Origin of the sequence: Robbsia sp. KACC 23696, from assembly GCF_039852015.1 — a bacterium.
Taxonomy (GTDB): domain Bacteria; phylum Pseudomonadota; class Gammaproteobacteria; order Burkholderiales; family Burkholderiaceae; genus Robbsia.
In genome coordinates this window covers 777,054-792,967 of sequence record NZ_CP156628.1, presented here as the reverse complement: position 1 = coordinate 792,967, position 15,914 = coordinate 777,054, and the positions used below count along the sequence as shown (strand labels likewise).

Here is a 15,914-nt window from a genome sequence, read left to right as displayed (position 1 = left end):
TCCCCCTAGCCCTCGCCGTTGCCGCGGGATGATGGCGGCTTGCGTGCTTCGCCGTCCATCATCGCCGACCGCGCAGTGTAGAGAAGCGCGATCGCGCCTCTCCTCGTCATAGGGATCAGCGCAGTTTATGAACGGCTTGTGCCGTCGTCGTCGCGCCGTTACCGAACTGCTTCGTGACGTAATTGACGAGTAATGCCACTTCGTCATCGGTCAGCTCGGTCCCGAATTGCGGCATCGCGACATCCCCGTGGTTGGTCTCGCGGTTGACACCGTGGAGCACGACCATTGTCAGATTGCCCGGATTCGTGCTGCCGACGACGCTATTGTGCAGCAGACTCGGGTAGTTGCCCAGCGCGTCGCCGCCTATGCCACCGCCTGTGACCGAGTGACAACTCGCACAGTTGGCAACGAACAAGGTCTTGCCATCCGTCGGCAGACCGGCCACTGGGACCGCAGGCACTCTGCCGCGAATGTCCGTCACGCCGGCCAACGGCGTACCGGCGCCGAAGCGAGACACCTCGCCATTGCCACCGCGCGCGGGGACCGTCTTCAAATACGTAGCCAATGCGTGAAGATCGGCATCGCTCATGAAGCGCGTGCTGTTTTCCACGACTTCTGCCATCGGGCCGGCGGCGTTCGCCTTGCCCGGGGCCGCGCCGTCACGCAGATAGTGCGCGATTTCCTCAGGGCTCCAGCTGCCGATGCCGGCGGTGGCATCCGGCGTGATGTTGAACGCCGTCCAATTGCCCAATTGCGCGCCCGCGAGATCCTTGCTGCTCAGACCCTCCATGACGTTACGCGGCGTGTGGCATTCCTGGCAATGGCCCAGCGCCGTGGCCAGATACGCGCCGCGATTCCATTCGGCACTCTTGGTCGCGTCCGGCTTGAAGCGACCGTCATTGAAGTTGAGGATATTCCAAAAGCCCAAGGTCCAACGCTGATTGAATGGGAAGGGCAGCGTATTTGCCGGAGGCGAACTGGCGATCGGCTTGACCGTTTTGAGATAGGCGCGGATCGCGAGGATATCGTCGTCGGTCAGCTTCGTGTAGGACGTATAGGGCATGGCCGGATACAGCCGCTTGCCACCCTTCGACACGCCTTCGCGTACCGCACTGATAAAGTCCTGATCCGAGAACGTGCCGATGCCGTGCGCCTCGTCGGGCGTGATGTTTGTCGAATACACGGTGCCGAACGGCGTCGGAAAGCCCACGCCGCCGGCATACGGACTGGCCTTGTTCGCGGTATGGCACGCGATACAGTCCGCTGCCTTCGTCAGATAGGCGCCCCGTGCGACGAGGTCTGCATTGGCAGCAGGCGTATCGGCGGCATAGGCATTCGGCAACGTGATGGCGCCTAGCAGTAGCGTCGCGCCCAAGCGGGAAATTGCACGACCGGTGCGGCCCATCGAACGGGGCCATGCAGGTAGGGGAAATCGCATTCTATTTTTCTCACGCATGCTGTGCATCGTTGATCAGGGTGTCTGCCAGACGCATGGCCAAGGCGGACAGCGTCAACGTGCAATTGACCGTGCCGGCGCTGACCATCACACCGCTGGATGCGATATAGAGATTCGGGTGATCGTGGGAACGCAAATCCTTGTCGACGACCGAGTTTCGCGGATCGTTCCCCATGATCAGCGTGCCCATGATGTGATTGTTATTGAAGTAGGTGTCGTCGAAGAAGACATCGGTGCCACCGAACAGATCGGCGATACGCGCATAGTGGCCGCGTGCCACTTTCGCCGCACGATTCACGTAGTCATGAATGCGGTAATGCACTTCGGGGCGCGGTATGCCCAGCGCGTCCTTGAATTCGGTACTTGCCGTGATGCGGTTATCCGGATCGGGCAGGATGTCGAAGAAGCTGTTGACGACGACCCAGCGCGAGGCGGTGTCGCGAACCTGCGCGTCGAACTCGGCACCATAGACGCCTTTCGCCAATAGGTAACTCGAGACGGCGCCCATCGGCGAATAGTTGCCGACGTTGATCTTCATCGCGGCGTGATCCGAGCGGAAGTCGCCATCGCGCAGGTTATTGATGCAGCTCAGACGCATCGGCCCGCGACCCGGCCACATCGGTTCCTTGGAGAGGAAGCGCACGGTCGTACCCGGATGGTCCATCAGGTTTCGCCCTACCTGATCGGAGCGATTGCCGATCCCGTTCTTGAAGCGATCGGACACCGAGTTCAGCATCAGCTTAGGCGTCTCGATCGCATTTGCGGCGAGCACGAACAACTTGCCGGTGACGCGATGGGTCTGGCCATTGGCGTCGAAGTAATGCACGGCCGTGATCTTGTCGCTTGCATCGTGCTCGACGCGATAGACGACGGCGTCCGTCAGCAAGCGGGCCTTTGCAGCCTCGGCCTTGCGCAGTGCCGTCTCGCCGGTGTACTGCGCCTCGATCGGGCAAATCGGCATGCAGTTGCTATTGCCGCAGCATGACGGCCGTCCGTCGAACGGTGCGGTATTGCGCGCACAGGGCTCTGTGACGTGTTGATAACCATCCTTTTCGACGACCTCCTTGAAGCGCCGGTCGAAATCGGACAAGGGCTGGGCCGGATGCGGATAGGGCTTCGAGCGCGGCGAGCCGAGACCTTCGTCCGGACCGCCCACGCCCATCTCGACTTCCGCTTCGTAGTAGTAGGGCTCGAGGTCGTCATAACTGATCGGCCAGTCGCGGCCGACGCCATACGCCGATTGCAGGCGCATATCGTTCGGCAGCAGTCGCCATGCCTGCGCCGACCAGTGCCAGGTCGTGCCACCGGCAACGCGCAAATACCCGGCCTTGTAGTTTTCCGGGCCGCGTTGGATCAGATAGTCGTTATTCGGCGAGTACTGCGGATGCGGGGCGTGTGCGGTCGGTGGATAGGGCGACTGAAAGTCGTTCTTGTAGGCGCTGTTGCGGTAGTTCTCGACCACGCGCCAGCGTTCGATGCGCGGGCCCGCTTCCAGCATCAATACATCGATGCCTTGCTTGGCGAGTTTCTGTGAAATTTGAGATGCGGCAATGCCGGAGCCGACGATGACGACGTCGGCGTGGAGAGAATCTGTCATGGTGTGATATCAGCGTGGGTCAGCGAGGGCGGACGGCGTCCGGCGCGGCATGCAGCAGGACGGCGGGCGGGTCGGCCCAATAGCCGGGGATGCCGCGTGCGAACGTCGGCATGACGACGACGTCGGCGATAGGCGGATACATCAGGGCCTGTTCGTAGGCCACGGCGCGGGCATTTTTCCCGGTGCCGACGGTACCGAGATACCACGCGGTCATGACCTTTCGGGGCACATCCGCGAGCGGGTCCTTGACGGTGTCCAGCACGCTTTGAATCGTGCGGGCCTCGGCCTTGTTCGCTGCGATGAAGTGGTTTGTTTGCGCGACGCGATCGGCGAAGCCCGCTTGCGTTTCGTTGAAGGCCGCCTCGATCGCCGCGGCGAGCGTGCGATCCAGTTGCGGCTTGCCCGTCAGAAACTGCGAGAGCTGCAGAAAGTCCGTCGAGGGCAAGGCGTCGGTGTCACCGCTCGGCTCCGCGGCGACGGCGCTATCGCCACCGAAGAGATAGCGTGCGGGCACGGATAAGGCGCCGGCCGCGGCCGCTGCGGCGGACGTCATGAGAAAGCGGCGACGCGATCGAAGTGCGGGCGGCCACGGGGAGGTATCAGGAGTTTTCATTTTCTTTGTTAGCGCGGTGTCAGCGATCAACTCGCTGCCACCGACCGGCGCATCAGATAATTGCGTCGGCCTGACGGTGGCATGCAGCGCGTAACTTAAGGGAAAACCCGAAATACTGCGGCGGTAGGACGCATCTTTTGTGCGTTTATCGCGCAAATTTCGCGATAATCATCCTTGGTTGGGGTTAACCCTAATCTATTTTAGGATGGCTGAGGTGCCGGCTCGACCGGCTCTCCCAGCGATAGCATCAAGCGATTCGCCCAATTGAAGAAAGCGGCCCCGTTGATGACATCGGCGATCGCCAGGTCGTCGAGGCCCACACGCTGCAATTGTCGGATATGCGGCGCACCGAACGACGAGGGGGTTTCCGTCAGTGCCACCGACGCCGCGATGATGGCATTCCAGCGGGCATCGATATCGACATCGACGCCCCCTTCCAGCAGACGCATCAAATCGTCTTCACGCTTCGCATGCGCGATGGCGAAACGGGCATGCACGGAGGCGCAGTAGACGCAGCCATTAAATCGCGAGACCGCGGTGGCGGCCAGTTCGCGCTCGGCACGCGGCAGGCCGCCGTCCGGATTGTAGAAGATGTCCTTGTCGGTCTTCGTGCGTGCTGCGAGAATCGCCGGCGCGCGTACCAGCAGGCGGAAGTAAGCCGATTTTGCACGGGCCGGATCGACCAATGCCGCCCATTGGGTCTCGTTTAATGCCGCGACGTCCAGCGGTGCCAACCAGGGCAACCAGGGCACGATGGCAAGCGTGAAGCCGGACGGATGCGTGCTGTCGTTATATCGCAGAACGTGCTCGGTCATGCCAGTGCCTCCGCGCACACGGTGTCAGTCCGCATGGCGGCCAGGACCGACAAGCCGTGGACGATCCGAATCTGAAACGTCAGAAACGCGACCATCTGACTGAGCACGATCACATCGTCGCTCGACCAACCGCTGTCCAGCAGCGACTGTAGCGCGCTCGCGGATGCATCTCTCGGATGGTAGACCAGCAGGTGCGCATGGTCGAACGCCGCGGCCAATCGTGCGCCGAGTTGTGCACGGCGTCGGCCGTCGACGGCCCAGACGGGGCCTGGCCGGTCCTCGATGGACAAGGCGCCGGGCGGAAAATTGCCGTACGGTCCCTGGCATGCGGCATCGTCACCCAAGGCGCAGACCAATCTCGCAAAGTCGGTGTCGGCAGTCGCGCAGCGATTGCTTTCGGGCCGCGCTCCGAGCGCTGCCTGCGCTGCCTCGAGTGCCGCGCGATAGAATCGGCTGGCATCGTCCTGCCGATGCAAATGGCTGATAAACAGGGCCAGCGCAAAGCGTTCGTCCACGCTGAACCGGACCGTCGCAAGGGGGGCGATACCAAAAAGCGCGTCATAGCTTTGTTGCGCATTGATTCTCGCCATCCCGCGTCGCTCGCGTAAGGGCGCGACGTTGGCCGCCCGGTCAGGGCCCAGCATCGTATCGATGACATCATGCTGCATGTGTGCGATCTGCTCGCCTGTAATCTGCATACCCATCCGTTGATTGCTCGCGTTGTACCGTGGCAAAGCGCGACTCAGGCGCCCCGCACTGCTCGTCCCGTCGCCGGCACCCATTCGTCGCCGAGCAATTCGGGATCGTCGTACGCCTGCATCGCCGCGTAGTAGGCAGGGATGTCCTCGCCGTACAACGTGGCAGCCAGCGCGCGCGACAGGCGTTGCGCGCCGGCACTGATCGCCGGAATATCGCCCGAGATGGCGCCGTGACTCAACATCGCGGGCGAGCAGAAGCAGTGAATGCGCGACAGACCCGGGCAGGCGCCGGGCGTTTTTTCGAGAAACTCGAAACCGTCGCCCAGGTCCGGCGCCGTCGCCAGTTCGGGGTCGGCGTCGCCATCGGCCGGTTCGAAACGGTCGCGCCACATTTTGATATGCGGAGCAAAGGCAGCGAACTCCGGGCGGCTGGCCCAATCGACTTTGAAGCCGGTGGCGACAATCAGGAAATCGACGACGAAATGGCCTTGTGCGGTATCGATTAGCAAGGTGCCGTCACGACGGTGCGCAACACTGCGGATCGGACAGTTGAAGTTGAAGAAGGCATTCGGATGTCGCGACACCCGCATCGTGCTGCCACGGGGTGGCGGCGGGCGGGTCGCATTGATGTAGTGCCGGATTTTCCACTTCCAGTCATCCGGCAAGGTGCGATGACCGTTTGTCAGCCCCGGATTCCCGGCGCCCTTGCTCTTATTGATGCGTTGGAAATCGCCTCGTCGGATCAAAATGTCGACGCTGGCGGCGCCCGCTTCGAGCGCCGTCGCGGCACCGTCCATCGTCGAGGCGCCGGCACCGACGACGGCAACGCGCTGACCGCGCAGCGTCTCATAATTCATCTCGTCCGACGAGTGAGCCCATTTATCGCGCGGCAGGGCGGCCACGAACGGCGGCAGCGACGGGCCGCCCAGGCCGTCGCGTCCCGTCGCGAGAACGACGTGACGGGCATAGACGATAGTGGTGTGGCTGGCGGCGCCCATCGCATCGGCCTGACCCGCTGACGGTGCACGGATCGTTAAGGCAACGAGGCCGTCGTCGCGGGGAACGATGGCTTCCACCGTATGTTGATTACGGATATCGACGGCCATCACGCGCCGATACCAGCGCAAATAGTCCATCCATTGAAGACGGGGAATTTTGTCGAGCGCTGCCCATGCCGCCAGGCCGAATTGGGCTTCGTACCAGGCGCGGAAGGTCAGCGACGGCAGACCCAAGGCCGGTCCGATCAACTGCTTCGGCGAACGCAGCGTTTCCATTCGGGCGGTCGTTGCCCAGGGGCCTTCGAAGCCTTCCGGTGCCCGATCGAAGATCGTCGCACGCATGCCGAGATGGTGAATCGACGTTGCCGCGGCCAGGCCGGCCATGCCGCCGCCGATGATCGCGACATCGAGTACCGTCTGGCCATCATGCTCGTACGGCACGACCCAGTGCTTGGCCGGCAATTCGAGCCGCGATAGATCTTCGGCCAAGCGTGCCTCCAACGCGGGAAGACCACAGGCATCCGCAGCGAGAGTCGCGCCGATTTCGTCGGAGGGTGTCAAGGAAGTCATGATCAGGCTGAGGTTAGCGATTCGGGTGAGGCGGGGCTTGTGTGCCCCTATTTCTGGGATACCGTATGTGGCGTTTAGCGCGGCGCCGCGCCGTCGTAAAGACGCGCAGCGGGCAGTCGCGTTGCCGCGACGTCGATGGCCGTCTGCCATGCACGTTCGTCCATCGGAACGAAGGGCAATCGCGGCGCGATCGCGCGGTCGAAGGCATAGACCGATAAATCGGGTGACGACCATCCGCCCCCATCCAGCAGGACAATACCGCCTGTCGCCAAGGGCGTATAGGATGCGCGGAAATGTGCCGACGTTTTCAGTGCGATGACGCCCATCTCCGTCAAATCGATGCCTTGACTGATAAAAGCGTTCACGTCATAGGCCTGTATGCGCTCGGTCGTGACGACGACGATGCCGTTCGGAACCGCCAGGACCGCACCGAGTCCGCCGTCGAGCCGCGCACCTTGCATCATCGGCCCGGTGTTGCAGTAGCTGATGTCGCCACTTTTCAGCACGCGCGCCTCGACGGACAACACCGGATTGCGCGCATATTGTCGGGTCGTGCCGAATGTGAAGCGTGCCGTGTTGCCGACGCCGACCTCCGCGGCCGCTAACGCCACCGTGGGATCGACGTGAAATCCGGAAACGAAGCGGACGTCAGGCACCGGATGGTCGATCAACTGGCGCAGCAGCGCCACCTCGTCACCGGTGCCGCCGGCGCCCGGGCCGTCGGCCACATCGGCGATAACGACGCGTCCGCGTGCGGCCGCGTCGAGGACATCGGCCCAGCCCGTCTCGAGCGGCCGGATCGGCTTTAAAAAGGACGCGCGCAGCGTCGACACGATTGTCGCGACGTCGCGAAAGGCCGCTGCTGCCGCTGAATGCGAAGCCGACACGATCAGCACGCTCATCCCCATGTAATCGGCGTTGCCATAGGCAAAGCCGCCGGCGACGGCGATATCCGGCACACCATGCGTGCGTTCGATTTCCGATACGGCACGCAAGAGGTGCGCGCCCGGTTCATCGGCGACCGTCGATTGGCTCGGCAAGGGCACCACCAATGGCAAGGGAAAGACAAACGTCTGCAAGGACGCGTCTTGCGCACGTAGCGCCAACTCGACGGCCTTGCGCCCCCGCGCATAGGTATCGACGTGCGGATAATCCTGTCCGACGACGATGATCTGCGCGTAGTCGGGAAGGCGCGGATTCACATTCGCATGGAAGTCGAGCGTGATCGCGATGACGACGTCGGGCCCGACGATGGCGCGCATGGCTGCGGCGATATCGGATTCAGGCTCGTCGACGCCTTCGACGACCAGTGCGCCATGCAAAGCCAGCATCAGCAGATCGGGCGCGCCCGCCGCGACGATGGCACGCATCTCCGCGCACATATGCGCCAGTATCGCATCGAAGCTGGCGCGCTCGACAACGCCTCCTGGCAAGCAGCCGGCACACAGGCCGATCGCCGTCTCCGCACCGGCTGCGTCGAGGCCGTCGAGGATGCCGGTGAGCCAGTCGCGATCGGTACTGAAGCGCGTCCGAACGGCATCGCCGCTCAGATAGTGGCGACGTTTGAAGTCGTCGATGGTGATCGGCAACGGTGCAAAAGCATTCGCTTCATGAAAGCATTGCGTAACGGCGACGCGCATCGACGGACTCCTGTTGGCAATCGAGTTAAGAACCAATGCCGCTTATTGCGAGATCACTTCCCGCTTGATTCGGGTGATCCAGGGCGTGTAGCGATCCGTGACCCAGGCCCAGTCCACCGGGATCAGGTTTTTAGCGGCTTCGGCGCTGCCGTTGACCCGCGCTTCCAACGCCGGATCCAGCTTGACGGTCGTATTCGTCGGACCGTAGAAGCTCGCTTTGGCAAACGCCGCCTGCGAATCCGCGCTCAACGCATAGTTGATGAATGCCTGCGCTTCGGCATTGTGCGTGGAATTGCCGACCAGATTGATCGTATTGATCTGCGCGACCGAGCCTTCCTTCGGCAACGCCACCGCGACTACGCCGCCCGATTGGTCATGCAGGTATTGGCCGCGCGCGTTGTATCCGAGACCGATGGCGATCGAGCCCGATTGTACCGCTTCATACACGGCCGGCTGCGGATCCCAAGTCTGTACGGAAGGCGCCAGGCGCTTCAAATCGGCAATGGCCGGCTCGATCGTCTTCTTGTAATCGGCGCCGTCCATCTTAGAAAGAATCGGGATCAAGCAGACGCCACGGGTATCTGCAATGGGAAAGCCCAGCTTGCCTTTATAGGTCGGCTGCCAGATGTCCTTCCAGCTGGTCAGCGGCGTCTTGACCTGTTGCGTGTTGTAGATGAGCGCCAGATTGTCATGCGTCAGCGCCGCCCCGTAATTGCCCGGGAACCGTCCCCACGGCGCGATCTGTTGCAAGTTCGGCACCAGGGTATCGCTCAACGGGCCGAACAGTTTTTCACGGTTTGCAAGCGTCGCCACGGAGATGTCGACGATCGCGATATCCAGCATCGGGCGATTGCGTTGCAAGCGCAGCGACGCCATGGCTTCAGCCGAATTTTTTACCGGCCGATAGACGATATGAATGCCGGGATGCGCCTTCTCATACGGTTGAATGACCGTCGAAGTAAATCGGTCCTGGAAGATGCCGTAGAACCCGGTGATGTTCAATGTCACATCGGCTGCCGCGGCCTGTGCGGTCAAACCACCGAACAGGGCGAGTGCAAGCAACGGGGCCGCCAAACGTGCGACGGCACGCGGTGCGGTAAATGGCTGAGTCATGGCGTGGCTCCTTACGAATTAGAACAAGTGGCGGATGCCGATGGCGATACCGGTTTGATTGCTGTCACCGGGCGCGAGCGTCGACACCGCCGCGAAATTGATGGCCGAATGCCAGTTGTGCGTGACGGCGGCGTAAAGGTCCGTACTCTTGCTGAGGAAATAGCTGCCGCGCAATGTGACCTGCTGCGGATTGGCGGGATTGGCGCCATTCAGCAGACGGAGATCCTGATAGTAATAGCCGAGTACGCCGACGATCGAAGGCGTGGCACGGTACTCGACCCCGGTCCAGTACATTGCATCGCGTTGCATCGTCACGCCGCTGGCGAGATCGGTACGTCCCCACTTATAGCCGGCAAACAACGTCGCCTTTCCGAGTTGATACTTGACGCCGGTATTGAAGCGGAGTTGCTTGCCTACCGAGCCGACGGGTGCGACAGTATTGGCCGCCGTGTTGGTCTGATCTGCCGAGGCCGCGATGGCGAAGGGACCGTAGGTGTAGGTGACGCCACCGGAATAGGCCGCATTAGCGCGGAAGTTGCCTGCCACGCCGCCTAAAGACGCCGAGGCGATGATCTTGAAGCCGTGCGTACGCAGATCGTATTTGATCGCGTTGTTCACGTAGATCGACATGGTCTGCGCGTACGGCTCGTATTCCGGCGCCCGTGTTTGCGGGAAGAACTGCGCGATCGTATCGAACTGCGCGCTGTACATGCGGCCCAGGGTGACGGTGCCATACTGCGATTCCAGGCCCACGTAGGACAGGCGACCGAAGGCCAGGCTACTGGTGGCGGCGCTGCCGTCGTTAGTATTGATGCCTTGTTCCAGGACGAATATCGCTTTCATGCCGCCGCCCAGATCCTCGGTGCCACGGAAGCCGAAGCGTGAACCCCATTCGCCACCGCTGCCCATAGCAATTTTCGACGACGAGCGATTCGCGCCGTCGGCGACGTGATTGACATACGAGATATTGGTATCGAGTACACCGTACAGGGTGACCGAACTTTGCGCGAAAGCGCTGGACGGCAGCATGAAGCTTGCCGTGGGCAGCGCGATCGCGGCAGCGATAAGGGTTTTTTTCATTTTCTTTATATGTGCGAGAAGGTGTCAATAAGGACTGCTAACGCTCAGTTACTGCGCGTTTGCGCGGATGCTGCCTGTTTGTCGACAGCTTTCCGCGACTAAGGGCCTGTTATGCGCCCCAAATCTGCTTCAAGTAGCGCATCCAGTTTTCGCCGAGAACCTTGATCATTTTTTCGTCGGACCAGCCGGCGCGCGACATTGCCTCGGCCAGCGGCGGCCGTTCGGCCAGCGGCCCGAGCGGCTTGACGACCTTGTCATGCCCGAACGGCGTCAACTGACGGGCATAGCCCTTATCGTGGTTGCACCATTCCATGAAGGTGCTGGGACGCGCATGGCCTTCCGATGCATCGGTGCCCAGACCGACATTGTCCTCGCCCGCGAGGTCGATCATGTAATCGATCGCTTCGACATAGTGATCGATCGTCGAGTCGTTGCCGTGCTGCATGAAGGGCCCGAATTGCGACAGGCCGATGATGCCGCCTCGTGCGCCGCATGCCTTTACCAGCTCGTCCGACTTGTTGCGCTTGTGATCCTTCATGCCGGCCGGCAGCACATGGGAAAAACACGGCGGGGCTTTCGCGTATTCGATGACGTCGGCCGAGGTCTGCGGTCCGACGTGCGACAGGTCGCAAACGATACCGACACGTGCCATCTCGTCGACGACCTCGCGGCCGAAGCCGGTCAGGCCGCCGTCCTTCAATTCGAGATAGCCGGCGCCCGAATAGTTTTGCGTGTTGTACGTCAATTGCATTTTCAGGACGCCGAGGTCGCGGAAAATTTGCAGGAAATCGGCGCGGTCTTCGATGCCCGACGTATTTTGCCAAGAGAGCAACACGCCCGTCTTGCCTTCGCGTTTGGCGCGACGAATGTCTTCGGTGCTGCGAATCTGCAGAATCAGATCGCTGTTGTCTTCGAAATGCTTGTTCCACGCGATGACGTTATGAATCGAATCGCGGAAGTTTTCCCACAGACCACAGGTCGCGGAGACGCCGGTGAAGCCGCCCTTGTGCCAGGATTCGAAGATGTCCCGTGACCAGTTGCAGATGTTCAGGCCGTCGAAGACGATGGCGTTCTTGTAGACGTCGGATGCGTTTGACATATTCGGAAGGTTCACGGTTACTGTAGCGATTTGCGCAAGCCTGCGGTGCGCTCGATAAAGACGACAAAGATCAGCGACAACAGAATGAGGACGACCGACAGCGCCGCGACTTGCGGATCCGTCTTGTACTCGACATAGCGAAAGATCTCGACGGGCAGCGTGCTCGCATTGGCGCCGACGACGAACAGGGCAATCACTGCCTCATCGAAGGAGATCAGGAAGGCGATCACGGCGCCTGCGGCCAGTCCCGGCCAGATCAACGGCAAGGTCACCCGTCGGAAGACCGTCAGCGGATGGGCGCCCAGCACGCTGGCGGCTTCTTCGCATTGCTTGTTCATCGTCATCAGGCTCATCGACACGGTCCGGATCACATATGGCAAGGTGATCCCCAGATGGGCAATGACCAGCCCGGTGTACGTGTCCGTCAGATAGAGCGGCGCGAGCACCAGCATCAAGGCCATGCCCAGAACGATGTGCGGCACCAGCAGCGGCGAAATGAATATCCACGACAGCAACGCCTTGCCGCGGAAATCGAAGCGTGCGAGCGCCAGCGCGCTCAAGGTGCCGAGCGCGGTGGACAAAACGGCGACGATGGCGCCGACGATCAGGCTCACCGTAAAGCCGTGCACGAAAGCCGCGTTGTGTACCAGCGCGCGATAGGAACCGAGCGTGAAGCCGGCCGGCGGAAACGACAGATAAGGCCGCGTGTCGAACGAGATGATGAACACCACGATCAACGGGCTCAGCAAAAACAAATAGATCAGCGCGATCAGCACGCGCCACAGGACGCGATAGCCGCGTCCACGGCTCGGCGCCGATGCCGACGGAATACCGTTGCCGGCTTCGGGCGACGAGGCGCGTATCGAGGAGGGTGTGAGGGACATGACGGTCGTTATCTCAATATTCGAGCGCTTTGATCGCGCGCTGATAGAGCGAGATCAACACACCGAAGATCACCAGCAGCACCATGGACAAGGCGGCTGCCAATTGCCAGTTCAGCGTCACGGTGGCTTCACTGAACACCTCGGTGGCCAGCACGAAAACGCGCCCACCGCCCATCAACTGCGGGGTGACGAACGAACTGACCGACAGCACGAAGACGAGCAGCGCCGCCGTGGCAACGCCCGGCAGACTTAGCGGCAAAATGACCCGCAGGAAGACTTTTACAGGGCTGGCGCCCAAGACGGCCGCCGCATGCTCGAGTTCCCGGCTGATGCGGCCGAAGCCGCTCATCATTGCCAAGACTGCATAGGGCATCAGGATTTCGGTGATGGCGATCGCGGCGGCAAAGAAGTTATTCGCGATCGGCAGCGGACGATCGATCAGATGCAAGGCGCGCAGCGTGCCATTGATCACGCCGTTGTCGTTCAACAGGACCATCCAGCCATAGGTACGGACGATCATCGATGTCAGCAACGGCGATATGGCCAAGGCGACAAGAACGCCGCGCCAGCGCGATGTCGTACGGGCCAGAAACATCGCGAGCGGATAGGACAGGATCACCGTCATCACCGCGCAGAGAAAACCGAGCTTGAGCGTCGCGCCCAACACGCCCCAGTAATATTTGTCGCTGAAAATCGTTTTATAGGCGCTAAGGGCGTGCGTGTCCGGGGGCGCGCTATCGGATACCGTGATCGACGTCACGACGAGCCAGGCAATCGGTAGGCCGAATGTCAGCAGCAGGGCGAGCAGGCCCGGCGTCAGCAGCGCAAACGGTGCGAGCCGTGCAAACGTCCAGGGCGCTTTCGGGCGCGCGACAGTGCCGATTTGCGCGGTGGATGCCCTGGCGAGGGAAGGATCGGAGGGGTGCGTCATTGCCGCTTACTCCGCTTCCAGCAAAACCAGATCCTGCGCCGACCAAGCGACACCGACGGTATCGCCGGGCACGGGATCATGCTGACCCCCGCTCAGCGCTTCCGCATGGAGCGTCTGCTGGCCGATCTGGATGCGATAGCTGATCAGTTCCCCGGTATAGCTGCGATCGACGACGCGGCCGCTTGCCCATTGCGTGACCGGTGCCGGCGATGCGCCATCGTTGCTCGCGGAAACGCCTTGCCCGGCTTTGAAAAGGACAACCCGATGCGGACGGACCATCGCCGTGACCGACGCGCCGGTCGCGATGCCGGAACGCGTCCCCGTGGCACGGTTTTCGGTACGCAACGGCAGCAGGCCGACGCCGGCGACATCGATGCTGGCGACGCCCGCGTGCTGTTGCAGATTTCCCGTCAGGAAGTTCGCCCGACCGATGAATTCAGCGGCGAAGCGCGTGGCGGGCGCGCGGAATAGCGCTTCCGGATCGCCGATCTGTTCGATGCGGCCTTTGGACATCACGGCGACCTTGTCGGCCATCGATAGCGCTTCGTCTTGATCGTGCGTGACCAATACGGCAGTGATGCCGTGCGATTTCTGAATGTGCCGTATCTCGGCACGCATGGCGTCACGCAGTTTGGCATCGAGATTCGACAGCGGTTCGTCGAGCAGCAGCACGGCCGGCTTGACGACAAGCGCGCGTGCCAAGGCGATGCGTTGCTGCTGTCCGCCGGACAATTGCGAGATGCGACGATCGGCGAGATTTGCCAATTGCACCATTTCCAACGCTTCGACGACCCGCTTTTTCGTTTCGCTCCGGCTGACCTTCCGCATTTCGAGACCGAATGCCACGTTTTGCGCGACGGTCAGGTGCGGAAAGAGCGCGTAGGATTGGAACACCATGCCCAGCCCGCGCTGGTAGACAGGGAGATGCGTGATATCGCGTCCGGCGATGGCGATCGTGCCCGCTGTCGGGGCGATCAGGCCGGCGATCATCCGCAGTGTCGTGGTCTTGCCGCAGCCTGAGGGGCCCAGCAGTGCCAGCATCTGTTCCTGCGGCAAGGCAAGGGAAAATTGGCTGACGGACGGCACGGACTGGCCGGGATAGACCTTCGTCAATTGGTCGATATGCAGAAAGGAATCGCGCATTGATAAGTCTTTTAGGCTTGGGGCGAGGCGTCGCCGAGCGTCACGTCCGGCGTGACCGCGACGTCGATGTCGGTGTCGAGCGCGTCGTCGGCCAGGGCTGGACGGTCCGCGGACAGGGACGTCGACGCGGGAATTTCATAGCGCTGCGTCAGTGCTTGATGCGCGCTCGCTTCATGCAAGGTGAAGCCTTGCGCGAGCGCGGTTTCACGCAAGGCGGCCAGCACTTTCTCGACGGTCTTTGTCGCGGGTTTGGCAATCGGCGTGATCACGCTGAAAAAGAACGGCACATAGGCATCGAGGGACAGGACCTTGACGCCATCGATCGCGCCTGACACCAGCGTCGTTCCTTCGACCAAGGCCACGCCGAGATCCGCGCGGGCGGCCAGCACGGCATTCAACGAGGAGTTCGTCTCGATAAACGCGGTCTGATCGACTCCGTGGGCGCGCAGCGTCGCATCGATACGACCTTTGAGGCGATTCGGATTCGATACCGTGATCAGTTTCTGGCCACGCAGATCCGCCAAGGACAGCGTGTCTTGTTTTGCCATCGGATTGCCGCTTGCAACCACCGCGACCAAAGGCACTTCGGCGATCCAATGCACGTCGAGCCCGGGATGTTCGATCGGGAGACTGGCGAGTCCGATATCGACACTCCGCGCCAGTACGGCATGAACCACCTGTTCCGCCGGCGCGCCTTTTATCGAGATCTGTGCCGGCATGTCCGCTGCGGCCAAGGTCTTCAACGCATCCGGCAACAAGCCGGCGGCCAAGGCTTGGATCGAGATCAGGCGGACCGTTTGCGCGCCTTCGTTGTCGGCGATCTTGGCGGCGCGTTCTTGCAGGTGGCGCACGCTAACCAAGGTCTGTTCGACTTCCTCGTACAGCAGGAAAGCGCGATTGGTCGGATTGATGCGCGGGCCGCGGCGTTCGAACAGCGTGTAGCCGAGTTCCGCTTCCAGATCCTGGATCAAGCGGGTGATCACGGACTGGGAACGATTGAGTTTAAGGCCTGCCGCCGTGACGCTGCCCGTCCCCATGACGGTGAAAAAGGCCTCAAGTTGTCGAAGCTCCATGCGGATCCAGAAAGGGAGTCGGCCATACGGCAAAGAATGCTGTAAGTGCATGGTGCGGGTTCATGATGTGGAAATCAAATGAAATAAAATGCTAAAGGTATATGCATTTAATGGATATGCAGTGGGGAGATTGTGACGTCAATGCCCCGTGGATCGGCCGTTGAGCGCCGATAAGGCAATGATTTGCGGAGGGAAATGACTATG

At 61.5% G+C, this 15,914-nt stretch carries 14 protein-coding genes; all 14 read right to left on the bottom strand.

Going from position 1 to position 15,914, the window contains the following annotated elements; all coding sequences use genetic code 11:
• Positions 1-115 precede the first annotated feature (115 nt).
• Positions 116-1,438, bottom strand: coding sequence for a cytochrome c (locus tag ABEG21_RS24725; protein WP_347558247.1), 1,323 nt, complete (start codon positions 1,436-1,438; stop codon positions 116-118).
• A 10-nt stretch (positions 1,439-1,448) separates the two neighbouring features.
• Positions 1,449-3,053, bottom strand: coding sequence for a GMC family oxidoreductase (locus ABEG21_RS24720; RefSeq protein WP_347558246.1), 1,605 nt, complete (start codon positions 3,051-3,053; stop codon positions 1,449-1,451).
• A 19-nt stretch (positions 3,054-3,072) separates the two neighbouring features.
• Positions 3,073-3,666: a sugar dehydrogenase complex small subunit gene (locus ABEG21_RS24715; RefSeq protein ID WP_347558245.1), complete on the bottom strand. Its 594-nt coding sequence runs from the start codon at positions 3,664-3,666 to the stop codon at positions 3,073-3,075.
• Positions 3,667-3,866: 200 nt separating this feature from the next.
• A complete protein-coding gene (locus ABEG21_RS24710) occupies positions 3,867-4,481 on the bottom strand; it encodes an alkylhydroperoxidase domain protein (protein ID WP_347558244.1) in 615 nt (204 codons plus the stop codon).
• Positions 4,478-5,179, bottom strand: a complete 702-nt coding sequence (locus ABEG21_RS24705; RefSeq protein ID WP_347558243.1) for a CMD domain protein — start codon at positions 5,177-5,179, stop codon at positions 4,478-4,480. Before ABEG21_RS24705 ends, ABEG21_RS24710 begins: the two co-directional genes overlap by 4 nt.
• 44 nt (positions 5,180-5,223) lie before the next feature.
• Entirely contained in the window at positions 5,224-6,747 is a 1,524-nt protein-coding gene (locus ABEG21_RS24700; RefSeq protein ID WP_347558242.1) for an NAD(P)/FAD-dependent oxidoreductase, read from the bottom strand.
• A 74-nt stretch (positions 6,748-6,821) separates the two neighbouring features.
• Positions 6,822-8,387, bottom strand: coding sequence for a M81 family metallopeptidase (locus tag ABEG21_RS24695; RefSeq protein ID WP_347558241.1), 1,566 nt, complete (start codon positions 8,385-8,387; stop codon positions 6,822-6,824).
• 42 nt (positions 8,388-8,429) lie between these two features.
• Entirely contained in the window at positions 8,430-9,500 is a 1,071-nt protein-coding gene (locus ABEG21_RS24690; protein ID WP_347558240.1) for an extracellular solute-binding protein, read from the bottom strand.
• Between the two features lie 18 nt (positions 9,501-9,518).
• Complete coding sequence (locus ABEG21_RS24685) at positions 9,519-10,580, bottom strand: porin (protein ID WP_347558239.1); 1,062 nt, start codon at positions 10,578-10,580, stop codon at positions 9,519-9,521.
• A 109-nt stretch (positions 10,581-10,689) separates the two neighbouring features.
• The gene (locus ABEG21_RS24680; protein ID WP_347558238.1) at positions 10,690-11,679 is read right to left on the bottom strand and encodes a membrane dipeptidase; all 990 of its coding nucleotides are present in this window, start codon (positions 11,677-11,679) and stop codon (positions 10,690-10,692) included.
• 17 nt (positions 11,680-11,696) lie between these two features.
• On the bottom strand, positions 11,697-12,563 hold the full coding sequence (locus ABEG21_RS24675; RefSeq protein WP_347558237.1) for an ABC transporter permease: 867 nt from the start codon (positions 12,561-12,563) through the stop codon (positions 11,697-11,699).
• Positions 12,564-12,576: 13 nt separating this feature from the next.
• The gene (locus ABEG21_RS24670; protein WP_347558236.1) at positions 12,577-13,494 is read right to left on the bottom strand and encodes an ABC transporter permease; all 918 of its coding nucleotides are present in this window, start codon (positions 13,492-13,494) and stop codon (positions 12,577-12,579) included.
• 6 nt (positions 13,495-13,500) lie between these two features.
• On the bottom strand, positions 13,501-14,637 hold the full coding sequence (locus ABEG21_RS24665; RefSeq protein WP_347558235.1) for an ABC transporter ATP-binding protein: 1,137 nt from the start codon (positions 14,635-14,637) through the stop codon (positions 13,501-13,503).
• An 11-nt stretch (positions 14,638-14,648) separates the two neighbouring features.
• Complete coding sequence (locus ABEG21_RS24660) at positions 14,649-15,710, bottom strand: LysR family transcriptional regulator (protein WP_347558234.1); 1,062 nt, start codon at positions 15,708-15,710, stop codon at positions 14,649-14,651.
• Between the last annotated feature and the right edge of the window lie 204 nt (positions 15,711-15,914).